This window comes from Burkholderia torrens (assembly GCF_984668525.1).
This window is the reverse complement of sequence record NZ_OZ480213.1, coordinates 561,673-586,447: the sequence shown is the minus strand read 5'-3', so window position 1 is coordinate 586,447 and position 24,775 is coordinate 561,673. Positions and strand designations below refer to the sequence as shown.

Sequence of the window (24,775 nt, the reverse complement as noted above, 5' to 3'; positions counted from 1 at the left end):
TCGGAGTCCTCAAACCATGAACCGCCGCCACTTCCTTTCCACGCTGACGGGCGCCGTACTCGCGCTGCCGCTCGCCCGTGTCCGCGCCGGCGCACTGCCGGCAGCCGCCGACCGCCCCGATCTCGCGCAACAGCTCGCCGACTACGCGGCCGGGCTGCAGTATCGCGACCTCGACGCCGCGACGGTCGAAACGATCAAGGCACACCTGATCGACGCGCTCGGCTGCGCGATCGCCGCGCACGACGAACACCCGGTGCGGATCGCGCGCGACGCGGCGCTCGCGTCGCCGGGCGGCGTGTCGACGATCGTCGGCACGAACCAGCGCACGAGCGCCGATCTCGCCGCGTTCGCGACCGGCGCCGCGCTGCGCTACTACGATTTCAACGACGCGTACGCCGGCAAGGAGACCGGTCATCCGAGCGACAACATGTCCGCGTGCCTCGCCGTCGCCGAAGCGCAGCATGCGAACGGCCGCGACCTGATCCTGTCGATCGCGATCGCGTACGAAATCGCGTGCCGGCTGATGGATGCCGCCGCGATCAGCCCGCGCGGCTGGGACCACACGTGCTATAGCCTGCCCGCCGTCGCGCTCGCCGCCGGCAAGCTGATGCGCATGCCGGCGCCGCAATTGGTCCAGGCGGTGAACCTGTCGATCAACGGCCATCTCGCGCTGAACCAGACGCGCGTCCAGCAGTTGTCGAACTGGAAGGCGCTCGCCGATGCGGACGCGGCGCGCAACGCGGTGTTCTCGACGCAGCTCGCCCGAGCCGGGCTGACCGGCCCCGCGCCGATCTTCGAAGGCATGGCGGGGTTCTTTCCGCAGGTGTCCGGGCCGTTCGCCGTCGACACGCGCGAATTCGGCGGGCGCGGCGGCGCGTTCCGGATCGGCAAGTGCTTCGTGAAGATCTATCCCGCGCAAGGGCTCACGCAAACCGCGATCCCGGCAGCGCTCGACGTCGCCGCGCAGGTCGGCGACCTGCGCCGCATCCGGCGCATCGAGATCCACACGACCGCGGTCGGCTACGTGACGGCCGGCCGCGACCGCGAAAAATGGGCGCCGTCGACCCACGAAACCGCCGATCACAGCCTGCCGTACATCGTCGCGCGTGCCATGCTCGACGGCGACATCACGACCGAGAGCTACCGGCACGATGCGCTGCACGATCCGGCGCTGCGCGCGCTGATCGAGCGGATCACCGTACACGAGGACCCGGCGCTGACTGCCCGCTATCCGGCACAGGCGCCGAACCGCGTGACGGCCGTGTGCGAAGACGGCACGACCTGCGCGAAGCAGGTGGACGACCTGCCCGGCTCGCCGACGCGGCCGATGCGGCGCGACGACTACGACACGAAGTTCGCGAAGAACTGCCGGCGGCACTGGAGCCCGACGCAGATCCGCGCGGCGCTCGATTACCTGTGGCGGCTCGACGAGCAGCCCGACGTCGCGACGCTGCCGCCGTTGCTCGTCGTCGGCCGACCCGCGTGAGCAGGCCCTAAGCCTCCGCCGCGACGCCCGGCCGCTCGAGCGCGTCCGCGACCTCGACGATGCGCCCGCGCAGCCACGCGTGCGCGTTGCTGCCGTCGTAGCGGCGGTGCCAGTACAGCGACCACGCGACGGGCTCCATCGCGAGCGGCAGCTCGCGGATCACCAGCCGCGCATCGTCGAGGCTCACCGCATGCCGCTCCGACATGATCACCGCGTACGGCAGCGCATCCAGCATGTTCGGCACGACGAGCCAGTGCGGCACGTTGAGCGCGATGTGCCGCGTGCAGTTCATGTTCGCGAGCAGGTTGTCGACCAGGCTGTGGTCGACCGGGTTGATCGTCACGTTGAGGAAGTCGAGCGCGAGGAACCGTTCGAGCGTCAGCGGCCTGCCGGCATCCGGATGGCTGCGGCTCATCACGCAGACCATCCGGTCATGAAACACGATTTGCGACGACAGCGTGCCCGAATGTTCGAGGCCCGCGCTGACCGCCAGGTCGAGCAGCCCCGATTCGAGCGCGTCGGCGGTCTTGGCGGCACTCATGTGCACGACGTCCATACCGATATTCGGGCTGGTCAATCGCATGCAGCGCAACAGGGCCGGCAGTAAAAGCAATTCGGTGAGATCCGACATGCGCACCGTAAAATGGCGCTCGGACGTAAAAGGATTGAATTGATAATCCGATTCAAATAATTCCTCGATTTGTTGCATGATTTGTCGAATCGGCATGGCCAGCGCCTGCGCGCGCGGCGTCAATTCCATGCCGACCGCGGTGCGCGCCAGGATCTCGTCCTTGAACAGGAACCGCAGCCGCGCCAGCGCGTTGCTGACGGCCGGCTGCGTGAGACCGACCTTCTGGCCGGCCCGTGTGACCTGTTTCTCCGTCAATAGCGCATCGAGTATGACCAGCAGGTTCAGATCGATCGAACGTAAATTCATGTTTGCGACCATCCACTAAACAGGTTAATCACCGCCTCCTGTTGCGATATTCCGCAACGGGAGCAATCCCCTGATATTTAGTGCAATGCACAAGAATAGTCCAATCTTGACTTGCCAATATTTTTAGGTGTCGGACGACATTGGTTAAGTTTTTAACTTAATTGAAACGTTTGGCGCCGATTCTTCCGGATACCGTGCCAATCGACGGCTGAATTCCCGATTGCCACAACCCGATCGCGTTGCAAAAAAAGTGCGGGCGGCCGCCCCCACAGCAGCCGCCCGCAGGCTCAAACGGTCGCGACAGGATTCACCGGCGCGCCGACCAGGCCGCGGATATGCAACGGCGGCGCGGTCAGCAGAAACCGGTTCCGGCGGTGCGCATGCAGCCAGTTCGCGAGCGGCGTCAGGTGCCACAGCTCGCCGAGGTGAATGCCGAGCTTGAACAGGCACAGCTCGTGCAGCGGCATCAGTGCGCCCGGCTGCGCGAGCGGTTGCGCATGCTGCGGGCGTTCCTCGATCGCATGGTTGTCGGCCACGAGCGCGGCCAGCCCCGATTCGTCGATCCATTGCAGCAGCCGCGCGTCGCTGCTGTCCAGCACGCACGCGCTCGCGACCGTCGCCGGCGATCCGCCGTCGTCGTTCAGCAGCAGATCCGCAAAACCGGTGTGAACGCAGACGATGTCGCCGCGTTCGACCTGCACGCGGTCCGCGTCCATCACCTGCATCAGTTGCGCGAAGCCGACCTTGGTGCGTGCGTCGCCGAAATGGCGCCGCAGGTCGATCAGCACGCCGCGCCCCTGCACGCCCGTCTGCGCCATCACCTCGATGCCGAGCGCACGCGCGCCGCCCGTCGCGTCGCCTTCCTGCGGCACCCGCAGATGCTCGCCCATCCGGAACCCGTTGTAGAACACGATTTCAGGCACGCCGTCGTCGTCCGCGTCGAACAGGCCGCCCACGTGCGACAGGCCGTCCCATTGCGTCGAGAACTGCGAGTGCATGCAGAACGAATCGTCGCAAACCACGTCGGTTGCGTTCGCAACCTGCTCGTCCGCGCGATAGCCGAAATACGGCTTGTCGCCGAGCAGCGCCGGCATAATCGCGGGTGGCCGGCGCCGCGCGTTAAGCCCGCCGCCGCGCGGCACGTCGAGCGGCAGGCTCAACGAGAACGACAGCCCTTCCCGAACCTCGGCTGCGCCCTGCCTGACCTTGTCCGGTGTCAGCCAGTTCAGCCGCCCCTTCTGATCGTCGGGACCGAAATCGCCCCAGTTCGAGCCGGGCGGCCGCTTTTTCCAGCGCGGTGCATTCAAGATCGGTGTCCTCCTTCAGCGCCTGACGTCAGCACCGCGAGCGCGTCGAGCGGCGCGTCGTCGACGAGCGCCTGCACCGCGTCGCGCAGTTCGAGCGCGCGCGGCATGCCGATGACCGAACTCGCCGCCAGCACGAACTTCGCGACGAGTTCCTCCTCGGTCAGCGGCCGCGCATTGGTGCCCTTGCTCGAATCGATCCGCGCCTCGCGCACCTGCCCGTCGCGCAGCACCACGCGCAGCACGGCCGGCAGGAAGTGCGGGAATCGCTCGTCGCACCACGGATCGGCGACGCAACGCACCTTCGCGGCAAGCGCGCGCCGTGCGGGGTCCTGCGCAAGCGCATCGTCGAAATCGTCGAACCAGACGCCGAGCCCGCCGCCGCCGAGCAGCGCCGCCGCGACCGTGTACGGCCCCGAGAACGCCGCCGCATACCCGTTCGGCGGATTCGCCTTCAGCTCCGCCGGCTCGCCGATCGTGCGCAGCGTCGACGCCGCGACCCGCAGCTCGGCAGACACCACGTCGTCGGCCGTCACGCCCTCCGCCTTCAACCGCAACGCCGCGTCGATGCCCGGATGCGTGAAGTGATTGCACGGGTACGGCTTGAAGATGATCCGGCTGGTCTCCCACTCGTTGCCGAGGTTGCGCAGCACCGCGTCGACGTCGGCCAGCTCGCCGCACCATGCGTGGAAGAAGCCGAAGCGGCCTTCCAGCGCGGTCGGCGGCGCGGTCACGCCCGCGCCTGCGAGTTCCGCCGCGCTCACGCCCGCGTGCGCCGCCCAGCCGCAGTGGATGCGCTTCACCGAGCCGCCGGTGCGGTTCGCCTCGAGCAGGCCCGCGCCCATGCTCGCGGCGATCCCGAGCGCCGCCGCGATCTGCGCGGCGTCGAGCCCGAACAGCATCGCCGCGGCCGCCGCTGCGCCGACCGTGCCGCAGATCGACGTCGCGTGTTGGCCGCGCTCGAAGAACACCGAATTGCCGAGCCGCTCGTTATAAGCGGCGACGCCGAGCCGGATGCACACCTCGGTGCCGACCGTGATCGCATCGAGCAGCGCGGCGCCCGACGCGCCACTCGCCTGCGCGGCGGCGAGCGCGGCCGGGATCACCGACGCGCTCGGATGCAGCACCGACAGCATGTGCGAATCGTCGAAGTCCATCGCGTGCGCGAGCGTGCCGTTGACGAGCGCGGCGCTCGCGGCCGGGAGCCGGTCGGGCGCGCCGATCACGCCCGCCGGCCCGACGCCGGCCCAGCGCCGTGCGACCTGCAGCACCGACTGCGCAACCGGTTCGTCATGCGCGATCAGGCTGTTGCCGACCACGTCGAGCACGCGCGCGGCGGCCTCGACACGCAGCCGGCGATCCAGCCCTTCGGCGCGCACCTCCGCCGCGAAGCGGCCCAGCGCGCCGACGATCCCGTCGGGCGGCGCGGGCCGGTGCGTCGCGGCCGGAACAGAAAGCATCTCGGGTGTGCTCATGCCAGTGCCCCACTGAGTCGAAGATTGTTCGCGAGCGCGAGCGTCACGCGCGCGTTGGCGATCAGCGGCGGTGCGACCACGCGGCCGTCCGGCAGCACGAACACCGACGACGCCGAGGCCTTGCCCGCCGCCGCATCGACCGCCTCGAGCACGCGCTCGGCCGCGCGGATCTCGTCCTCCGACGGCGTGAACACCGCGTTGATCACCGGGAGCTGCGACGGATGGATCGCGAAGCGGCCGAGGAACCCCATCGATTTCGCGCGCAGCGTCGATTCCTTCAGCCCGTCGAGATCGGGCAGCGTGTGATAGACGGTCTGGATCGGCCCGGCCAGCCCTGCCGCGCGCGACGCGACCACGCAGCGCGCACGGCACACCTCGAGCGTGAAATTGTCGACGCCGATCTGCAGGTCCGCGCGCAGGTCGCTCTCGCCGAGCCCGATCCGTTCGAGCCGCGGCGATGCGCTCGCGAGCTGGTAAGCCGTCTCGACGCCGTACGCCGACTCGATCAGGATCTGGATGCCCGCATCGCAGCCGAGCGCATCGAGCCAGCCCGCCACTTCCTGGATCTGCTGCGGCAGGTCGCATTTCGGCAGGCGCAGCGCCTGCAGCGCCGGTTGCGCGATCGCGTCGACGTCGTCGCGACACCACGGGCTGCCGATCGGGTTGATCCGCACGTACGTCGGCTTCGGCGGGCCTTCCGCGAGAATCGCGGCCGCCGCCTCGCGCGCCTCGGCCTTGTGGCTGGCCGGCACGGCATCCTCGAGGTCGAGCACGACAGCGTCGGCTTCGCTCGCGTACGCCTTCTCGACCACCTGCGCCTTGTGCGCGGGCACGTATAGATAACTGCGGTAAGTTGCGCTGGTTTTCATAAAACGCCTCGTTCGGTCAAATCGGCGATCTCGCGTCGCTCCAGTCCCAATGCGCCGAATACTTCGTCGTTGTGCGTGCCGCGTGCAGGCCCGCCCCAGCGGATCGCGCCGGGTGTGTCGGACAGCCGGAACGGCACGTTGTGCGTGCGGAACGCGCCGAGCTCCGCGTCGGGCACCGACACGACCGAGCCGAGCGCCGCGTACTGCGGATCGCGCAGCACGTCGGCGACGTCGTAGATCGGCGCGACCGCCGCCTGCGCGCGCTCGAATTCGGCGATTACCTCGTCGCGCGTGCGCTGCCCGATCCAGCCGCCGACCGCCGCATCCAGCTCGTCCGCATGCTCCGCGCGCTCGGCACCGTTCGCGAACCAGGGTTCGTCGATCAGGTCCGCGCGGCCGACGAGGTGCATCACGCGCTCCGCGATGCTGTGCGCCGACGTCGACAGCGCGACCCATTTGCCGTCCGACGTGCGGTAGACGCCGCGCGGCGAATTGTTCGGCGAACGATTGCCGGTGCGCTCGGGCACCCGGCCCGTCTGGTCGTAGCTCGCCACCTGCGCGCCCATCGCGGCGAGCATCGTCTCGATGATCGCGAGATCGACGACCTGGCCGCGCCCGGTGCGCTCGCGCGCTTTCAGCGCCGTCATGATCGCGAACGCGGCGGTCAGCCCAGCGATCGTGTCGGCGAGCGGAAACGACGGCAGCAGCGGCGGGCCATCCGCCTCGCCGGTGATCGATGCGAGCCCGCTCATCGCCTCGGCCAGCGTGCCGAAGCCCGGGCGGCTCGCATACGGGCCGAACTGGCCGAAGCCCGTCACCCGCACGAGCACGAGCCGCGGATTGAGCGCGGACAGCACGTCGTAGCCGAGCCCCCAGCGCTCGAGCGTGCCGGGGCGGAAGTTCTCGACGACGACATCGGCCTGCGCCGCCAGTTCGCGGAAGATCCGCTGGCCGTCGGCCGTGCCGAGATTCAGCGTGACCGCCCGCTTGTTGCGCGCGAGCACCTTCCACCACAACGGCACGTCGTCGCGGCGCGCGCCATACTTGCGCGCCGGATCGCCGTCCGGATGCTCGACCTTGATCACGTCGGCGCCGTAGTCCGCGAGCATCGTCGCCGCGAGCGGGCCCGCGAACAACGTCGCGGCGTCGATCACGCGAATGCCGTCGAGCGGCGCCGGTTTGGAGGCGTCCGACGCCGCGCCGGCGTCGACGTCTCCGAGTTCCACAGTGGCCATGCCGTTCTCCAGTCAGATGAATTGCACGGCGCGCCGCGCCGATATCGTCTGCATGACTAATCGTCATGCTGCGATGCGGGCGCGGCGCGCGACCTGCCGGTCAGACCGCGTTGATCCGGTAGATCGGGAAATACGTCTGGATCTTCCCGTTCAGGTAGTCGGACGCGAGCTTCGGCACCTCGTCGAAATCGAAGATCTCGGTCGGCTCCTGGCCGATCCAGCCGCTCGTTTCCTGGAAGTCGCGGATCGTGATGCTGTCGTCGTAGCGCCACGCATGCGTGTGGATGTGCAGGCGGCGGTTGATGCATTCCGTCGCGCGCAGGTTCCACAGGCGCATCCCGGTCTTCCAGCCGACCGTGGTGACGATGCCGGTGCGGCCGACCACGCGCATCGTCGCGCGGTACAGCGCGCCGCCGAGATTGTCGAGGAAGATCGCGACGCCGCGGCCGCCGCTCAGTTCCGCGATCGTCTCCGCGAACACGCGCTCCGACTCGCGATAGCTCGCCTGGTACTCGGGATCGGTCTTGTAGCGCTCGTCGTCATACGCGAGATTCTGGAACTTGCGGCGATCGACCGGCGTGATGCCGAGCTTCGCGAGCTCCTCGAGGCGCCGGTCGTTGCTCGCCGTCATCGCGACGCGAAAGCCCTCGCGCTTCGCGAGCTGCAGCTCGGCGAGCGTCGTGCCGCCGCCCCAGCCGAACACCAGGTAGTCGGCCGGATCGACGTCCGGCAGTTGCGAGCGCCAGCACGCCGACGCCACCTTCCAGTTGTCCCACGCGGTGAAGTAGCGGCCGTACGTCGCCCATTGCAGCAGCGAATGCCGGCTGTCCGTCGGCACGGCCACGAGGTTGTCGGCGCGCATCTTGGTCCGCTGCGCCATCACGCCGATCGTGCCCGGCGCGTCGTACGCATAGACGAGTTCGGCGAACCCGTACTCGTCGCGCTTGCCGAACGGCATCACCATGCAGATATCGCCCTCCTTCAGCGTCTTCACGCCGCTGCCGCGCTCCACGATGCGCACCAGCGCGCCGTTGCCGAGCACGATCTTGTCCTCGCGGCGCTGCCGGCAGATGTCGACCGGATTGCGCGACAGCGCGTGGTCGAGGTTCGCTTCCCACGATCCGTACAGCGGCTCGACCAGCACCTCGTCGGCTTCCGGGTCGGAGAATTCGAAGGTCTCGCGACGCAGCTCGCCCGCCACGGGCGCCTGCTTCCTGCTCGGTTCCGGTCCTGCGTAGAGAACCCATGCATCGGTCTTGATCATCGTCATGCCTCGTTAAATGGCTCTGTATGAATGGTGCACGCCGAACACACCGCTTCGTTCAGCGCGAATAGGCCTGCTCCAGTGCCGCCTCCACGTCGGCCGTCGCGGCGACCTGCCCGAGCTTCGGGAAGATCTGCGTCAGCGCGAAGGTCTGCGCGTCGGTGGACGACGTGCTGACCGCGTCGCTGACGACGACGACGTTGTAGTTGTTCTCGTATGCCTGGCGCGCCGTCGATTCGACGCCGATGTTGGTCGCGATTCCCGTCAGCACGATGTCGGTGATGCCGCGCCGGCGCAGTTGCACGTCGAGATCGGTGCCGGTGAACGCGCCCCACTGGTGCTTCGTCACGACGATGTCGGACGGCCCCACGCCGAGCGCCGGCGCGAACGCGCTCCATGCGGGATCGAGATTCGGCGGCGCCGACGGCGCATCCGTCCTGACCTTCAGCGCAACGCCGCCGTCCGGCTGGTAGCTCGTGTGCACGTAGATGACGGGAAGCTGCAGCGCGCGGAACGCGGTCGCGAGCTCGACCGTCTTCGCCACGACCTGCGCGCCGGTGTAAGGCACGACCGGCAGCGACACGATGCCGTTCTGCAGATCGATGGCGACCAGGGCGACCGTGCGATTGAGCGTCGGAATGGACATGTGGAAACCTCACTTCTGTTGGGAGATGGAAGAAGCGGCGGGATCCAGGTGCCGGCTCGATGCCGCGTTGAGCAGCAGCAGCACGCTGATGACCGCCAGGACGATGGCCAGCTCGCGCAGGCCGCGATCGCTCGCCGGATGGCCGAGCGCCAGCCCGACGAGCGCAAACGACAGGCTGCCGCCGACATACTGCGCGGTGCGGTACAGCCCCGAGGCCGTGCCGATCCGGTCGTGCGGCGCGCTCTGGTAGAGCGCCGCCTGGTTGCCGAGATTGTTGAAGCCGTTCGGCACGCCGAACACGATCGACAGCAGCACGATCGACCAGACCGGCATCGCACTGGTGAGCAGACTCATCACGACGCTGCCGACGCACAGCATCGCGGAGCCGATGATCAGCACCGGCCGCGAGCCGTGACGGTGCGCGAGGCGCGTCGCGAACATCGTCGCCACCGTGCCGACCGCGGCAATCGGCAGCATCGCGAGGCCGGCGTCGGCGGCGGACAGGCGCTTGGCCTCCTGCAACCACATCGGCAGCGCATAGAAGATCGCGTAGAACACCGCGTAGGTGCCGACGCAGCGCAGGTAGGTGCCCGTGAGCGCACGGTTGTCGCTCAGCATGCGGATGTCGATCAGCGGCGACGCGGCCAGCCGCTCGCGCCGCACCAGCACCGGACACAGGACCAGCGTCGCGACGAGCAGCAGCCAGTCGGGCTCGCGCGTCACCGACTGCAGGAACAGCAGCAGGCTCGCGAGCGTCAGGATGAACAGCGCGACGCCCGGCAGGTCCAGTTCGTTCAGCGTGCCGCGCAGCGTGCGGCGGTCCTGCGCGGCGCGCCGGACGACGTCGGCCGGAATCCACAGCCACGCCAGCACGAAGGCCAGCAGCACGATCGGCACGTTGATCCAGAAGATCGCGCGCCAGCCGGCGAATTGCACGAGCGCGCCGCCGAGCGGCGGACCGAACGCGACGGCCACCTGCGCCGCGACCGAGATCGCGCCGAGGCCGCCCGTCGGCGTCGCGCCGTTCGCGTGCCGCTGCGACCAGGTGCGGATCATCGCCATGCCGGCCGGATACGCGGCGGACGTGCCGATGCCGAGCGCGACACGCGACGCGATCAGCCACCCGAGCGACGGCGCGAACGGCGCGAGCGCGGACGCGATCAAGACGATCGCGAGGCCGATGCAGAAGATCCGCTTCGCGCCGAACCGATCGGCGAGCCGTCCCATCGTCGGCTGGCCGACGGCCGTCGCGAGATAAAGACCCGACACGAGCCACATCGTGTCGATGCGTTCGTGCGCGACACCCTGCGGGTTGAACGCTTGCTGGATGCTGACGAGCGCGACCGCGATCATCGACGAGTTCAGCGCATTGAGCAGCGTGCCGAGCACGATCGGGCCCACCAGCCTGGCCGGCAGGCGCAGGCCCGTCGCATGCGCATTGCCGCCGCGTTCCGGCGTGCCGCCGGAGGTCGAGGGTGCCGCTTGCGCAGGTCGATCGGAAGTCGTTTTCATGGCATCGCCGAGTGGTGGATTCGCTTCGCTCGATCAAATTCGAACGTACGTTCACCTTACCGCCGCGATTGCCGCGAATGAAATGGATTGTTGCGATGCACACATTCGTCGCTTGAATGCAGATCGCGAACCGGATGCTCGAAAGCGCTCCCGGCAAGCCGTGGAACGGCCTCGGCAAATCAACCGTGTCCCTTGCCGGACGGGCGTATCCGGGGAACGCGTCGAATCGTGTCGAGTGCGTGAGATATGATTTGCGCCGCGTGTCACCATCGGCTGGCGACTGTTTTATGCGGCGGTGCAATGGAGATTCAGAGCGATGGCTCTAGACCGGCATGACGGTTCTGCGATGAGGCTCATCTCGACGGCGCTGAAGCCTGGCAAACCAGGCCCCGTCGATCGTTATCGACGACGCGTTGCGGACATCGCTCGATGCACGACGATCCGCTCGATCGCGCCAGGATCTATTGCGTGCGCGTCGACGCGCTGCCGCGATCGAGCGACGCCGCGCGCAGCGCCTCGCCCGGCTCCGGAAAGTAGCGCAGTCGCAACTGCGCGATCTGCGCATCGCGATCCTGTGCCGACACGTTCTGTGCATCGATCTGCGCGCGCTGCGCCGCATATTCGTTGTACTTCGCATGCCACGCGTTGTCCGCCTGCTGCATCTTCACGACTCGCTCGGCAGCCTCCGGCCCGAGCGTTTGCGCGAGCTGCGCGCGCATTTCATCAGGCGTCGCGTTCGATTTCTGTGCCTTGTCGATCTGCGCGATCGCGTTGTTCTGCTCCTTCTGGCGCGCCAGCCCCGCACGCCGATCGGCCGGCAGTTGCTGTTCGAGCGCGGCAAGACGTGCCGCCTTCTGGTCGTCGGTCAACGACGGATCGCGGATGATCGTCAAGCGCGCGAGATCGTCACGCTGCAGCGCCTGCTCGGCGCTGAAGAACGGCTCGCCCCAGTCGCCCAGCGTGCGGCTCGCGATCGTCGCGCGCTGGGCGAGCACGAGCTGCAATGCCTGCAGGTCGAGCGTGTTGTCCACGGCGCCGCCGCCCGGCAGCTTCGCAAGTTCGGCGAAATACGCACGGTAGCGCTTCCAGACGTCGAGTGCCTCGCGTTGTGCAACCGTACCGTCGAGCTGCGCGGCAATCGCGCGTGCGACGAGTGTATCCAGTTCCACGGGGCGCAGCTGGTTTTGCGCGGTCAGGAAATAATCGAAGAAGCCGCGCACCGCCACGACCTTCTCGAGATGGCCGTGCGCGTCGAGCGGCAGGCGCGGCGCGGTCGAGCCGGCGAGTGCCGGAGGCAGCGCGCTTGCGCCGAAACCGGGCCCGGGGCTGGCCGCCGCGCCCACCGACGCGAACGATACGGCCTCGGCACGCGCGACGCCGGACATGCCGTCGTCGCGCGTCTTCCGAACGCCGATCGCATACCAGGCTGTGCCAGCCGCGACCGCGACCGCAACCCCGTAAAGCGCGATGCGTCGCGCGATACCGCGCTTGCTACCTGTCATCGATCACACGCCCTGGGTTTTCAGCCGGTTCGCGTGCGTGCGGATCGCCGCAACCGGATCCTCCACATTCGCGCCGAGCACGCCGAGGATCTGGTTGATCGCATCGGTGTGATTCCAGTGATACGTGCCCAGCACCTGGCCAAACAGTGCGCTGCATTGCGACACGACGCCGTCGTTCGGACCGGCGCCGCGATTGACCATCACCGTACCGCTGCCGAGCAGTGCCAGCGTCGACGGATCGAGCACGTTCGCCGGATCGGTAGCCCCGCTCACGCTCGTATCGACGGCACCCGTCACGCCGGCCACCGTCGTGGTCGGCTGGATCGCCGTGCCGCCCCACGAATAAAGCAGGTGCGTATTGCCGCCGACCGTCTCGGTCGACGCGCCCGTCGTGCACGAACCCGGCGCACCGAGACCTGCGCTCGGAAATTTCTGGTTGTACGCGGCAGCCTTCGCCGTCGTCAGCACCGACAACGCCTGAATCGCATCCTGGTTCGTGTTGAAGTTGCTGCTCGTCAAGGTGCCGAGCGCGTTCGCGAACGCGCTGAAGACGGCCGACGACAGGCCGGTCGGATCCGTCTGCAGCAGTTGCTGGACGAAGTCCGCGAATTGCGAGCCCCAGTGCGGCGTGCTGATCGTCGTCACCGATGCGACCAGCTCCGGCGCAACGGATGCAACGTAGCGCGACGACAAGCCGCCCTGGCTATGGCCGATCAGATTCACTTTCTGTGCGCCCGTCGCCGCAAGCACCTGCTTCACGTAGGCAAGCAATTGCTCGCCGCGCCCGTTCGGGCCATCGTCGCTCTGGTAGCCGGACAGATTGGCGACGTAGACCTTCGCGCCGTGCGCCTGCAGATCCTCCGGAATGTGATACCAGTACTCGACGACGCCGCCATACTTGTCGGTGCCGGTCAGCCCGTGCACGAGAATGATCGGGTACTTGGTCGCCGCATAATCGTCGACCGCGGTCGTCGCGGCGGAAGCGGCAGGCGCGCCGGCCAGCGACAAAAAGGTTCCAACAATCGCGGCAGGCGCCGCGTTCATCGCGAATGCGACCACGGCCGCCGCTGTCTTCGCTCGTATCGATCTGCTCATCTTGCTCTCCATTTTTTACGTACGTGTCAATTGCTTGAGGATGAGGACGCGAGAATCGCTGATGCGGCGACGTTTTCGACGTTGAAGCGTCGCGCGTGCGGTGTCGGCCGTACCTGCCTCGATCGCTTGGCACGGCGAACACCGACACCCGAAAACGAATAAAAACGAACACAAACGAACGTTTTCGCACCAGCAGGCGAAGTGAAGCACGTTCAATCGAACTGCGCTGACGGTTAGACAGGGCGCTCTAGTCAATTGACAACGGATGCGTCGGCCACTAAATCCGTCGCGCTTCGTCGACGTGTTGCGATCCCTGCCGTTAAGGCATCGCGACAACGCACGCCAAACGGATTGATCGCGCGTGGGTGAACTGCCGTGGAATTTTCGGAACTGGCGGCGGCATGCCGGCGGCCTCGCGGCGGCCGACGTCGAGCGGCTCGAGCAATTCGAGCGGGAGAATGCGGGGCTGAAGAAGAAGTTGGCAGTGCTGCTCGATCGAGATCTCTACGACCTTCAGACGATCCAGCTACCGCATGCTCATGGTGGTCAGTCCGGGACGGCCTACGATGCGCCCCGGCAATCGGAGGTGGGCATGCGGGGCGCGGTCGTGCGACCGTGCCCCAGGATCGAATTTTCTTCCTGCCTCGATGTATAGAGAAAATCAGGCGCGACCGTCACCGTCACCAATTCGAACATCGCCAAGCATGGTGACGAGGACGAGCGCGGCAATCAGGCCCAGGTGCTCGAAAAAGCTGTTGAGCGCCATGAAGCGCGCCACGCCAGCCTGGTTCCAGAAGTCGTTCGCCACCAGCATCGCGACGAACGTCAGCATGCCGAGGCTGCCGGCGCCGAGCCACGTGAAGCGGCGGAATACCACGCACAGGGAACCGCCGATCTCGACCACAACCGCCAGTGCAGCCCAGAGCGCGGCCGGGTGCAGGCCGAAATGCGCCTGCTCCGCGATCGCCTCGCCGAAGTGCATCGCCTTGTTGATGCCTCCGACCAAAAAGGCGGAAACCAGCGCAAGCCGTACCAGCACGCCAACCCACGGCTGCGCGAGCACGACACGAATCCACCCGGGGCTGTACCGGCCGGTTGTCGTCGACATGTCAGATCGCCCAGCACGAACAACCGAACGCGCCCCAGAAGCCCTTCGCGTCCGACGTCGGCAACGCGCTACCCCACGCGCTCGCATGGGCGTGCGCATGCACGTTGCACGCACTCGCGCAGCCGCACATCGCGGCAGCCGCCGCGCGCTGCAGCGGTGCTCCGTTGCGTTGCGTCGCACCCCAGCCGCCATAGCCGCCGTATTCGCGCACGGGCGACCAGTCCGGCATCGCGGGCGGAATCGGCGCATCGTGCGACGCGAACGGCCCCGCGCCCCATACGATCTTGCCGCCGACCACCGTCAGCAGCGCGGTCGTGTCGACGATATCGTCCGCCGCACAGGTGAAGAAATCGCGATCCGGGACCACCAGGTCGGCGAGCTGCCCGACCGCTATACGCCCCTTCTTCCCTTCCTCGTTCGAGAACCACGTCACGTATTCGGTCCACATCCGCAGCGCGGTCTCGCGATCGAGCAGGTTGCGTTGCGGATACAGGCGCAGCCCGCCGACCGTCTTGCCCGTCACGAGCCACGCGAGCGACACCCACGGGTTGTACGAGGCAACACGCGTCGCGTCGGTACCCGCCGACACCTTGATGCCCTTCGAGAGCATCTTCGCGACGGGCGGCGTCGCCTCGGCCGCCTGCGCGCCGTAGCGCTCGACGAAGTATTCGCCCTGGTACGCCATCCGGTGCTGCACCGCGATGCCGCCGCCCAGCGCGGCGATCCGGTCCATCGATTTCTCGGTGATCGTTTCCGCGTGATCGAAGAACCAGTTCAGGCCGTCGAGCGGAATGTCCTTGTTGACTTTCTCGAACACGTCGAGCGCGCGGCTGATCGTTTCGTCGTACGTCGCATGCATGCGCCACGGCCAGCGGTTCTGCGCGAGCACGCGCACGACGCCTTCGAGGTCGTCTTCCATCTGCGCCGGCAGGTCCGGGCGGGCGACGCGGAAGTCCTCGAAGTCGGCCGCCGAGAACACCAGCATCTCGCCCGCGCCGTTGTTGCGGAAATAGTCGGTGCCGTCGTGATACTTGACGCTCTTCGTCCAGTTCACGAAGTCTTCCTTCTCCGCGTTCGGCTTCTGCGTGAACAGGTTGTACGCGATCCGGATCGTCATCTCGCCCGCGTCGTGCAGCTTGCGGATCACTTCGTAATCGTCGGGGTAGTTCTGCGAACCGCCACCCGCATCGATCACGCCCGTCACGCCGAGCCGGTTCAGCTCGCGCATGAAGTGGCGCGTCGAGTTGTACTGGTATTCGAACGGCAGCTTCGGCCCCTTCGCGAGCGTCGCGTAGAGGATCGTCGCGTTCGGGTTCGCGAGCAGCAGCCCGGTCGGGTTGCCCGCGGCATCGCGCAGGATCGTGCCGCCCGGCGGCTCCGGTGTGTCCTTCGTATAGCCGACCACCCGCAGTGCCGCCGCGTTCAGCAGCGCGCGGTCGTACAGGTGCAGGATGAACACCGGCGTATCGGGCGCGGCCGCGTTGAGTTCCTCGATCGTCGGCAGGCGCTTCTCGGCGAACTGGTGTTCGGTGAAGCCGCCGACCACGCGCACCCATTGTGGCGCGGGCGTGATCGCGACCTGGCGCCTGAGCATGTCCATCGCCACCGCGAGCGACGGCACGCCATCCCAGCGCAGCTCCATGTTGTAGTTCAGGCCACCGCGAATCACGTGGCAGTGGTTGTCGATCAGGCCCGGCAGCACGGCGCGGCCCCCGAGGTCGACGACCTTCGTCGCACGGCCGGCGAGTGGCATCACGTCCGCTTCGCCGCCGACCGCGACGAAGCGGCCGGCGGCGATCGCCACCGCCGTCGCGGTCGGGTTGGCGCGGTCGAGGGTCGTGAACCTTCCGTTGTGAAGGATCAGATCCGGTTGGGACTCGGTTGCGGTCATATACATCACCTCGTTTCGATCAGAAGCCAAAAAGCTGTTTGAGGGTGGGGATGGCCTGCACGCCGATTACCATGCCGAGCAACCCGACCAGGGCAATCAGCGGCGGTGCCGGGGAGCGAACCTTGATTGCGCTGTAGATGACACCGATCAGCAAGCCCGCACCAAGGGAAACCAGATAGGATTCCATACGATCAATTTCTCGGACAGGTTGGAATGCAGGTCGTAACGTCCTGGCAAACACGCGGCGGGCGGCATACGTGAATCGACCACGTACCGCCGCCCGCGATTTCGTATCGCCGGTGCGGCGTGTTCGTCCGGAACACGCCGCACCGGCATCGACAGTCGCGACGGCCTGCGGTTACTTCGCCGGCACGGGCGGGATCGACTCGTGCGGCGTCGCGGTGCGCTGCGGTGCCTTGTGGACCATCGTGTACGCGTAGTCGACGCCCATCCCGTACGCGCCCGAGTGCTCCTTCGCGATTGCCATCACGGCGTCGTACGAGTCGCGGCGTGCCCAGTCGCGCTGCCACTCGAGCAGGACCTGTTGCCACGTGACCGGCACCACACCGGCCTGCACCATGCGCTGCATCGCGAAGTCGTGCGCAGCCTGCGTCGTGCCGCCCGATGCGTCGGCGACCATGTAGATCTCGTAGTCGCCTTCGAGCATCGCGCAGAGCGCGAACGTCGTATTGCAGACTTCGGTCCACAGGCCGGAGACGACCACCTTCTTGCGACCGTTCGCGGCGAGCGCGTCGCGCACCTTCTGGTCGTCCCACGAATTCATCGACGTACGTTCGAGCGTCTTCTGGTTCGGGAACACGTCGAGCAGCTCGGGATAGGTGTGGCCCGAGAAGCTTTCGCTTTCGACCGTCGTGATCGTGGTCGGGATGTTGAAGACCTTCGCGGCCTTCGCGAGCCCGACGACGTTGTTCTTCAACACCTGGCGATCGATCGACTGCACGCCGAACGCCATCTGCGGCTGCTGGTCGATGAAGATCAGCTGGCTGTTATGGGGGGTGAGTACTTCAAGTTTCGGATTGCTCATGGCGATCATGTCCTTTGACGCGGGTGAAAAGTGAGCCTGCCTCTCCGACGAGCCGGGAGGTGCCCAATGCGCTGTGCCGGGAGGTTCTGCTACCAGCCGTTGTCATTCAACACGCGAAATCATGCTAACGCCACTTAATCAAATCGATTAATAAAATCCCTAAATAAAGGCCTTAAAAGATCTTAAAACCGCCGAATCGATTGATCACATCGAAAAAGACCTGCTACGCTATCGAATGAATTCATGCTCGCCTCCGGATCAGTAGTTATCCGTATTTTTTAACGGTTGTCATTTACTTGCATCCGAATCATGAAGCCATATATTTCATCGCTGCTGGCCGGAATGCTCGCCGGTGCCGTCTACTACCTGATCGGCGTGCAATCTCCCGCTCCGCCCACGATCGCGCTGGCCGGCCTGCTGGGCATTCTTGCCGGCGAACAGATCCTGCCGATCGCACGCCGGATGCTCTCGGGGATCCAGTTGCGAACCGCATGGAGCGACGCGAAGTGCAGCCAGCACATGTTCGGCGCCCTGCCCGGTGCGCAGGCATCCGATGCCGCTGCAAAGAAACGTCGATAGACATCGTCGTACCCCATGCCGACCGGATGCTGCATCCGCAGGCGCCCATCCGGCCCGGAACAGGATGGCGCTGCGGCTCCGGCCCCCGGATGAATTGTTCCGATTCATATTGGACTCGACGGTGCTTGGCGATAACATGACAGCCCGACGCCCGTGGAATTCACTATGAAGCTGTCATTCGAAGCGCTTGAAGCACTGGACGCGATCGACCGCACCGGCACGTTCGCCGAAGCCGCGGAACTCCTGCATCGCGTCCCGTCTGCGCTGACTTATCTCGTACAAAAGCTCGAAAGCGACCTCGAAGTCGCACTGTTCGACCGGAGCGGGCGCCGGGCGAAGCTCACGCACGCAGGCCGCGTGGTCGTCGAAGAGGGCCGCCGGTTGCTGCATGCCGCCGAACAGCTCGAACTCAAGGCGTTGCGTGCGCAGCAGGGCTGGGAAACCGAGCTTCGCATCTGCATCGACGAGATCCTGCCGTTCGAGGCGTTGTGGCCCTACGTGCATACGTTCTATGGACTGGAGATGAACACGCGGCTGCGCCTGTCCACCGAAGTCCTCGGCGGCACGTGGGATGCGCTGATTTCGCGCCGCGCGGATCTCGTCGTCGGCGCGGCGGGCGAGCCGCCGGAACTGCCGGACATCGTCGCGAAGCCGATCGGCACGCTCAAGCATGTGTTCGCCGTGGCCCCGACCCATCCGCTCGCGGCGCTCCCCGAACCGCTGTCGATGGCGTCGGTCGTCGAGCATCGCGGCGCCGTCATCAGTGATACCTCTCGCGAACTGCAGCCGCGCTCGGTCGCCGTCGACGCCGGGCAGCCGTATCTCGCGGTCCCCACGCTCGCCGCAAAACTGGCCGCGCAGTGCGAAGGGCTCGCCGTGGGCACGCTGCCGGATTGCATCGCGGCACGCGCGATCGCGCAGGGCAAGCTCGTCGCACGCCAGGTGACCGGCATGCGCGACACGACGCATTGCTATATCGCGTGGCGCGGCGACGAGGCCGGCCGCGCGCTGCACTGGTGGGTCGATCAGCTTGCCCGCCCCGATCTCGTCGACCGCTTCACCGCGCTCGCCTGATTCCGCCGCTCGTCGGCCGCGCCGCCCGGTCGAGCGTTTCTCCGCGATCTCCCGCCGCATCAGCCGAACGAATCGTGCAGGCGCTTCATCTCCTTCTCGAGCCACTCGATCAGGTTGAACGATGCATGCGCCTTCGCGGCCGGCGGGATCATCATCTTCTCCTCGGTCGCGATGTGTTCGGTCAGGGATTCGCACATCAGCCGTCCGATTTCGGGCTTCCTCGCGATCAGCGGCGTCAGGTCGCGGCTGCTCAACTGATAAGCCGTCACGGCGGTCACCGCGTAGACACTCGCATGAAGCTGCGTGCCGGCCAGCACGACGGACTGGCCGATCGCATCGCCGGGCGCCATCCGCCTGACCTCGATGTCGCCGGTCGCGCCCGGCACGAACACCGATGCGACACCGGACCCGACGATCGTCAGCAGGCGCGTATCGGCATTCGACGCGTAGATGACTTCCCCTTTGTGAAATACGCGTGACGCCAGCGCATCGGCCAGCACCGCCAGATCGTCGTCACCGAGTTGCCGGAAGAGTTCGACCGCGCGCAGCAGCCGTTGACCGCGCGACACCGGCCGGTGAGCAGCAGCCGTCCCGCCGAGCGGGCGCAGCGCGATGTCGGCGGCGGCCAGGTGCCGGTGAGCCAGGTCGTAGAGCCGGTTACGCACCGACACCTTTTTCTCCAGCGCGTCGACGTAACAGACGAGCTCGTATTCGACGGAGTTGGTCCTGAATGCCTTCACGACCGGAACCGGCGCGGGGCTGGCCAGTACGTCCAGCGAACTGGCGGCAGCCCGGTCGAGCGCATCGACGACGACGGCCGGCCGCACTTCCGGATCGATCTCGATCGTCAGCGTCACACCGTGCACGCTCGGCGGTTCGCTCAGGTTGACGATCGTCGCCTTCGCGGCCGCGCTGTTCGGCACGACGACCAGGTTGCCGAGGCTGTTGATCAGCTTGGTCGCGCGCCAGTTGCTTTCGACGATCCGCCCTTCCAGCTCGCCGATCGTCACCGTATCGCCCAGGCGAAACGGCTGGGTCGTATTCAGGACGAGGCCCGAGAACACGTCGTTCAGCGTGTTCTGGACGGCCAGGCCCAGGATCACGGCCACCGCGCCCGAGGTCGCGACCAGGCCGCTCAGCGGCAGGCCCAGTACATAGCCCAGCGCGGCCACCGCGGCCGCACCGAACACGGCGCCTGCGGCGATGTCGTGAAAGAGCCGCTGGTTGCGCCACGCGCGCGGCAGCAGCAGATGGTCGAGCAACAGGCTGAACACCAGCGCGCACTGCAGCCACCACGCGACGCCGATCGCCTGGATCGCCAGCCGGTCGAACCGGTCGGGTGACGGCGGCACCGCGAGCGGGCTCACGCCGGTTGCGAACAGCACATAGGTCAGCGCGGCGAACGACGCGCAGCGCCAGACCGCCTTCGTCGTCGAACGGCCCGGCCCGAGCAACCGCCATGCGGCGAGGTCGGCCACGACGATCGGCACGCCCCAGGCGACCGTGGCGGACACGCTCAGCATGCCGGAACGGGCCGCGTGCGCGCTGCGCGACCGGCGGAGAATCTGCGCGATTGCATGGCGTGCGCTACCCGATCCGGCGAGCGGCCGCCGGCAGCGAATCGTGGCGAGACAGGTCGGACTGGACAGGTTTCATGCGGTAGTCGTTCAATGACGCGCGAAGTCGCGGCGGCAACGCATGTGCCGCCACCCCGCGCTGGCATTCAGTGGCGTCGCGACATCGATGCGAGGCGGTGCGAGCCGATCTCCCGGCGCACGCGTGCCGATCGCCGAGAGTCTCCGTGCATGCAATGTAGCCGCACCGGCCGGCCAGGTCCTGTGTTCGGGCTGAAACGTTCTGAATTCGCCGGCGGTGCGCGCCGTTACGATTCGCGCGACGGCGCCTCGGCCTCGCCCGCCTCGAACCCGAGTGCGTGCAGTTCGGACCAAGCGTCGCGTACGACGTGCGTCGGCCCCGAGGTATGGGCGAGCGCGGCGGCATAGGCGGCCAGCAGGCGCACGCGCGCATCCGCGCGTGCCCGTGTCTCGTCCATGTTCCGGATGGCATCGAGCGCTGCGCGCGCCCGTTCGCGACTTTCGTCCACCAGCGACAGGTCGAACAGGCTCGGGACTGCGACAGCCGCCAGCGCGATGCCGATGTCCGCATCGCCATTCGGCGAAAACGCCCAGTCGAGCGCCGCGCGCAGATTGCCGAGTTCGCGCCGGATCACGTCGAGCCGCGATTCGGCTCGCAGCCCGTCGCCGGCGTCTGGCGCAAGCCTAAACAACGTATGGAAGTAGTCCGCGTGCGCGCGTGCCGCGGCCGCACATTCGCCGTTGTTCTCTAGCTGCTGCAGCGCATAGGCGCGCGTCGTGGTCAGCAGCCGGTAGCGCGGCGCGCCGTGCGCGCTCTCGAGACTCAGCAGCGACTTCGAGACGAGGCCGGCGAGCGTATCGAGCAGGTCCGCATCGGCCAACCCCTTCGTTCCGACGATATTCCGCACCGCATCGATCGAGAAACTGCCGCGAAACACGCCGAGCCACCGCAACAGCAAGCGCTCCGCGTCCCCGAGCAAGCGGTAGCTCCAGTCGTACATCGCCTGCAGCGTCTGATGACGCGGCAACGCCGTACGAAAACCGCCGGTCAGCAACCTGAAATGGTCGTCGAGATGCTCGGCCAGCACGTCGATGCCGAGCACGGCCGCGCGGGCCGCCGCCAGTTCGATGGCAAGCGGCAGGCCGTCGAGACGCCGGCACACCGATGCCATCAGCGCCACACTGCGTTCGTCGAGCGGAAAGCGGGGATCGGCGGCACGCGCGCGCGCCGAGAACAACTGCACCGCGCTGGCGTTCAGGATCTCCGCATCGTCGGCGCCTTCGCCGGGGACATCGAGCGGCAGAACCGGACACAGCCGCTCGCCCTGGATACGCAGCGCCTCGCGACTGGTCGCGAGGACGCGCAATCCGGCGTCGGACTCGGTCAGTGCAGTCGCGATCTGCGCGGCGGCGTCGAGCAGATGTTCGCAATTATCGAGCACCAGCAACATCCGGCGGTTCGCCACGCTGGCCAGCACCGCTTCGAGCGTCAGCGATCCGGCCGGCTGCGCGATGCCGAACGCACCAGCCAGTGCGTCGGGCACGAATCGCGGACACGCAACCGTGGCCAGCGACACGAACGCCGCACCATCCGGAAAGTTCGCCTCGGCCCGCATCGCGGCTTCGAGCGCGACCCGCGTCTTGCCGATGCCGCCCGCGCCGACCAGCGTCACGACGCGTGCGGTGTCGAGCGCCGCGAGGACCTCGGCGACGGCCTGCTCACGGCCGACGAGCGCGGTCGGTGCGGCCGTCAGCCGCGACGTCGCGGGACGCGCGGGCGTCGCGCCTTCGGCTTGCCGGCCGACCAGCCGGTAGCCGCGCCCCGCCACCGTGACGATCAGGTTCCGGTCGTCGGCCAGCGCCTTGCGCAACGTGGCGATATGCACCTGCAGGTTGTTTTCCTCCACGATCGTGTGCGGCCACACGCGCTGCATGATTTCGTCTTTCGATACCAATGCGCCGTTCGCCCGAATCAGGAGTTCGAGAATTTCGAATGCGCGACTGCCGACACGCAGCAGTTTGCCGTTCGAGCGAATTTCACGTCTGTCGAGAAAAACGTGAAGTGTTCCGATCCGGATCATGGAAATGTTCAATCGATTGCCTTCATCGATGCCCTGTCAGAAATGACACCGGTTTGATGGCAATGCTACGGCATTTGCACGGCGAAATGATTCAAATAATCAGAACTCAATGAGCAAATTTTTTGAATCGACGAAAACCACGATCGTCGCGACGTTTCTCGCCTGGTTGCCGCGCCCCGCCAGGCAACGTACGGCGCACCGCGGCATCCTGCATTTTCAAGGTACGAAACAGTCGTTCATCCATGAATCCGTTTCGCAGGATCAAACGGCCGAATTGCCGATTTTTTTTCGCAATCTCGTTAATTCAAATGGCAGTTCGCATCGCTTGCGGCAGAAAAAACCGGTAATACGACGTGCCAAGGACGGCGAAGCCGAATCCGGTCGTGACGGCCGGTCGAATTTTCCGTTCAGAATGATTCAGGCGCCGCTCAGGACATTCAGCAGCGCGGCGCGCGACGATGATTCCACGGCGCCAGCGTCGAGCGACTGCCGTCACGCCGCGAGGAACAGAACATGAGCAACCGTATCGCCGGTATCAGGATTCCTGACGGCCCGATCGCACGGGAGGCCGCCGCGATCGTGCGCGCCGACGAACCGGAACTCCTGTTTCGGCACGCGATGCGCGTGTTCGCGTTCGGGTCGATCATCGGGCTGCGTCGCGGCATTGCATTCGACGCCGAGCTGCTGTACGTCGCCGCGCTGTTTCATGACTTCGGACTGACGGAGCGCTACCGGCATTCGCGCCGGCGCTTCGAAATCGATGGCGCGAATGCCGCGCACGCATTCCTCGACGGATACGGCATCGCCGCCCACGATGCGGCGGAGGTGTGGCGTGCGATCGCGCTGCACACGGCCTTTGGCCTTCACCCGTACATGACGCCGTTGACGACGTTGCTCGGCGCAGCCATCGAGACGGATCTCTTTGCACGCCATTTCGACGAAGTGAGCCGGTCCGAACGCGACGAGATCGTCGACGCGTGGCCGCGCGGTCCGTGTTTCAAGGAACTGTATCTCGAGGCGCTCGCCGCGGGCACCGCCCATCGCCCCGCGACTGCGTTCGGCAACGTCTGCGCCGACGTGCTCGAGCGGTGCGACCCGGACTATCGTCGGACGAATTTCTGCGGCCTGGTGCTCGGGTCGAAATGGCCGGAGTGAGCCGGCCGGTGGGCCGGGCCCGACTCGCCACGTCGCGGCGGCCGCCGCCCGGTCATGCGCGGGCGAACGCCAGCAGCTCGTCGTTCAATCGTTGCGCGTGCGTCAGATACAACGCATGCGGGCGCCCTGCGCCCCAGTCCTTGTAGTGAATCGAAACGCCGTCGCGTGTCGTGAACGTGCTCATGAGAATGCCTTCCTCAGCGGTGAAAAAGCAGCGGCCGACGGCCGGGGCGCGCCGTTCCGCATCATGAATGGGACAGCCTGACGATGAACCGGTCCAGTTCGGACGCGAGGATCACCTCCCGGAAGTTCGCGGGGCGCTTCGCTCCGCGCCATTGCGGCTTGTAGATCGCATCGCCGTAGCGAATCACGATGCCGGTCAGCGCGCAGCGCCCAAGGGCGCGGGACTTTGCGCTGATCCAGCGCTGCTCGTCGTACCGGCAGCGCGTCGGATCGCTCCACGAGATCAATACCGACGAATCGGTCTGCCGCTCGGCGGCGACGATCGCGCACCGGCGGCGCACGCCACCGCTCGACGCGGGCGGCGCGTCGTCGCGATGGCGACGGCGCGCGGTGTCCGGGTCGCGAAGATGCGACGGCGCACCGCGGCTCAGGGCCGGCGACGGGTCGAGCAGCGTCATCACGTGCTCCCAGCGATTGAATGCGTTCATGGCGGCGTACCAGGCAAGTGGCGAGGGGTTCGGATGTCGTGCACCCACCCGCGTCTCGATCGTCATCCTCCGGCGCGAACCGGCAGCGACCCGCGACGGGATGACCTGATGCTGACGATAACGGGCCGCCGCTGAAGAGTCTTGATTCCGCGCTTAATTTTTCTGGCCGGCTCGGCCGCACCGCGTGCACCGCAACCGTGTTCACGAAAATTCAGCGGAATTTCAGTACATGGCGCATGGCCGCGCGATAG

At 66.8% G+C, this 24,775-nt stretch carries 24 protein-coding genes; 6 read left to right on the top strand and 18 right to left on the bottom strand.

The window, feature by feature from the left end; translation table 11 throughout:
* Positions 1-16: 16 nt before the first annotated feature.
* Entirely contained in the window at positions 17-1,486 is a 1,470-nt protein-coding gene (locus tag AC5LXX_RS33080) for an MmgE/PrpD family protein (RefSeq protein WP_493414293.1), read from the top strand.
* Between the two features lie 7 nt (positions 1,487-1,493).
* Here AC5LXX_RS33080 and AC5LXX_RS33075 read toward each other — a convergent pair whose 3' ends face one another.
* From AC5LXX_RS33075 to AC5LXX_RS33030, 10 genes are all read right to left on the bottom strand, one after another.
* Positions 1,494-2,423 carry a LysR family transcriptional regulator gene (locus AC5LXX_RS33075; RefSeq protein WP_493414292.1) on the bottom strand — a complete coding sequence of 310 codons (930 nt, stop codon included), beginning with the start codon at positions 2,421-2,423 and terminating at the stop codon, positions 1,494-1,496.
* Between the two features lie 287 nt (positions 2,424-2,710).
* The gene (locus tag AC5LXX_RS33070; protein ID WP_493414291.1) at positions 2,711-3,730 is read right to left on the bottom strand and encodes a cyclase family protein; all 1,020 of its coding nucleotides are present in this window, start codon (positions 3,728-3,730) and stop codon (positions 2,711-2,713) included.
* Positions 3,727-5,187, bottom strand: coding sequence for an MmgE/PrpD family protein (locus AC5LXX_RS33065; protein ID WP_493414290.1), 1,461 nt, complete (start codon positions 5,185-5,187; stop codon positions 3,727-3,729). Before AC5LXX_RS33065 ends, AC5LXX_RS33070 begins: the two co-directional genes overlap by 4 nt.
* 11 nt (positions 5,188-5,198) lie before the next feature.
* Positions 5,199-6,071: an HpcH/HpaI aldolase/citrate lyase family protein gene (locus tag AC5LXX_RS33060; RefSeq protein ID WP_493414289.1), complete on the bottom strand. Its 873-nt coding sequence runs from the start codon at positions 6,069-6,071 to the stop codon at positions 5,199-5,201.
* Positions 6,068-7,306 (bottom strand): CaiB/BaiF CoA transferase family protein, encoded by a 1,239-nt coding sequence (locus tag AC5LXX_RS33055; protein ID WP_322080944.1) that lies wholly within the window; start codon positions 7,304-7,306, stop codon positions 6,068-6,070. The genes AC5LXX_RS33060 and AC5LXX_RS33055 overlap by 4 nt, the downstream gene beginning before the upstream one ends.
* Before the next feature lie 100 nt (positions 7,307-7,406).
* Entirely contained in the window at positions 7,407-8,570 is a 1,164-nt protein-coding gene (locus tag AC5LXX_RS33050; protein ID WP_493414288.1) for a zinc-binding dehydrogenase, read from the bottom strand.
* 58 nt (positions 8,571-8,628) lie between these two features.
* Positions 8,629-9,216 (bottom strand): hydrolase, encoded by a 588-nt coding sequence (locus AC5LXX_RS33045; RefSeq protein WP_493414287.1) that lies wholly within the window; start codon positions 9,214-9,216, stop codon positions 8,629-8,631.
* Positions 9,217-9,225: 9 nt separating this feature from the next.
* Positions 9,226-10,728 carry an MFS transporter gene (locus AC5LXX_RS33040; protein ID WP_493414286.1) on the bottom strand — a complete coding sequence of 501 codons (1,503 nt, stop codon included), beginning with the start codon at positions 10,726-10,728 and terminating at the stop codon, positions 9,226-9,228.
* Positions 10,729-11,189: 461 nt separating this feature from the next.
* Entirely contained in the window at positions 11,190-12,230 is a 1,041-nt protein-coding gene (locus tag AC5LXX_RS33035) for a lipase secretion chaperone (RefSeq protein WP_493414285.1), read from the bottom strand.
* 3 nt (positions 12,231-12,233) lie between these two features.
* Positions 12,234-13,325: a triacylglycerol lipase gene (locus AC5LXX_RS33030; RefSeq protein ID WP_493414284.1), complete on the bottom strand. Its 1,092-nt coding sequence runs from the start codon at positions 13,323-13,325 to the stop codon at positions 12,234-12,236.
* Positions 13,326-13,686: 361 nt separating this feature from the next.
* On the opposite strand from AC5LXX_RS33030, the gene AC5LXX_RS33025 reads away from it, so the two are divergent.
* On the top strand, positions 13,687-13,980 hold the full coding sequence (locus tag AC5LXX_RS33025) for a hypothetical protein (RefSeq protein ID WP_493414283.1): 294 nt from the start codon (positions 13,687-13,689) through the stop codon (positions 13,978-13,980).
* Positions 13,981-13,986: 6 nt separating this feature from the next.
* On the opposite strand, the gene AC5LXX_RS33020 is transcribed toward AC5LXX_RS33025, so the two are convergent.
* The 4 genes from AC5LXX_RS33020 to AC5LXX_RS33005 all read right to left on the bottom strand — a co-directional run bounded on the left by AC5LXX_RS33020 (position 13,987) and on the right by AC5LXX_RS33005 (position 17,369).
* Entirely contained in the window at positions 13,987-14,433 is a 447-nt protein-coding gene (locus AC5LXX_RS33020) for a DoxX family protein (RefSeq protein ID WP_493414282.1), read from the bottom strand.
* Position 14,434: 1 nt separating this feature from the next.
* Positions 14,435-16,324, bottom strand: a complete 1,890-nt coding sequence (locus AC5LXX_RS33015) for an amidohydrolase (protein ID WP_493414281.1) — start codon at positions 16,322-16,324, stop codon at positions 14,435-14,437.
* 19 nt (positions 16,325-16,343) lie between these two features.
* Complete coding sequence (locus AC5LXX_RS33010) at positions 16,344-16,511, bottom strand: DUF1427 family protein (protein WP_124448191.1); 168 nt, start codon at positions 16,509-16,511, stop codon at positions 16,344-16,346.
* A 171-nt stretch (positions 16,512-16,682) separates the two neighbouring features.
* Entirely contained in the window at positions 16,683-17,369 is a 687-nt protein-coding gene (locus AC5LXX_RS33005) for a hydrolase (RefSeq protein WP_493414280.1), read from the bottom strand.
* A 309-nt stretch (positions 17,370-17,678) separates the two neighbouring features.
* Between AC5LXX_RS33005 and AC5LXX_RS33000 the strand changes: the two genes are divergently transcribed.
* Positions 17,679-17,948 carry a XapX domain-containing protein gene (locus tag AC5LXX_RS33000; RefSeq protein ID WP_124448195.1) on the top strand — a complete coding sequence of 90 codons (270 nt, stop codon included), beginning with the start codon at positions 17,679-17,681 and terminating at the stop codon, positions 17,946-17,948.
* A 165-nt stretch (positions 17,949-18,113) separates the two neighbouring features.
* Positions 18,114-19,022, top strand: coding sequence for a LysR family transcriptional regulator (locus AC5LXX_RS32995; RefSeq protein ID WP_124448197.1), 909 nt, complete (start codon positions 18,114-18,116; stop codon positions 19,020-19,022).
* A gap of 59 nt (positions 19,023-19,081) precedes the next feature.
* Here AC5LXX_RS32995 and AC5LXX_RS32990 read toward each other — a convergent pair whose 3' ends face one another.
* Positions 19,082-20,545, bottom strand: coding sequence for a mechanosensitive ion channel domain-containing protein (locus AC5LXX_RS32990; protein WP_493414279.1), 1,464 nt, complete (start codon positions 20,543-20,545; stop codon positions 19,082-19,084).
* Positions 20,546-20,904: 359 nt separating this feature from the next.
* Positions 20,905-22,698, bottom strand: coding sequence for an ATP-binding protein (locus AC5LXX_RS32985; protein WP_493414278.1), 1,794 nt, complete (start codon positions 22,696-22,698; stop codon positions 20,905-20,907).
* 109 nt (positions 22,699-22,807) lie between these two features.
* Between AC5LXX_RS32985 and AC5LXX_RS32980 the strand changes: the two genes are divergently transcribed.
* Positions 22,808-23,215, top strand: coding sequence for a hypothetical protein (locus tag AC5LXX_RS32980; protein WP_493414277.1), 408 nt, complete (start codon positions 22,808-22,810; stop codon positions 23,213-23,215).
* Positions 23,212-23,853 carry an HD domain-containing protein gene (locus AC5LXX_RS32975; RefSeq protein ID WP_493414276.1) on the top strand — a complete coding sequence of 214 codons (642 nt, stop codon included), beginning with the start codon at positions 23,212-23,214 and terminating at the stop codon, positions 23,851-23,853. Before AC5LXX_RS32980 ends, AC5LXX_RS32975 begins: the two co-directional genes overlap by 4 nt.
* A gap of 52 nt (positions 23,854-23,905) precedes the next feature.
* Here AC5LXX_RS32975 and AC5LXX_RS32970 read toward each other — a convergent pair whose 3' ends face one another.
* The gene (locus AC5LXX_RS32970) at positions 23,906-24,037 is read right to left on the bottom strand and encodes a hypothetical protein (RefSeq protein WP_493406280.1); all 132 of its coding nucleotides are present in this window, start codon (positions 24,035-24,037) and stop codon (positions 23,906-23,908) included.
* A 61-nt stretch (positions 24,038-24,098) separates the two neighbouring features.
* Complete coding sequence (locus AC5LXX_RS32965; RefSeq protein WP_493414327.1) at positions 24,099-24,524, bottom strand: DUF3331 domain-containing protein; 426 nt, start codon at positions 24,522-24,524, stop codon at positions 24,099-24,101.
* Positions 24,525-24,775 lie beyond the last annotated feature (251 nt).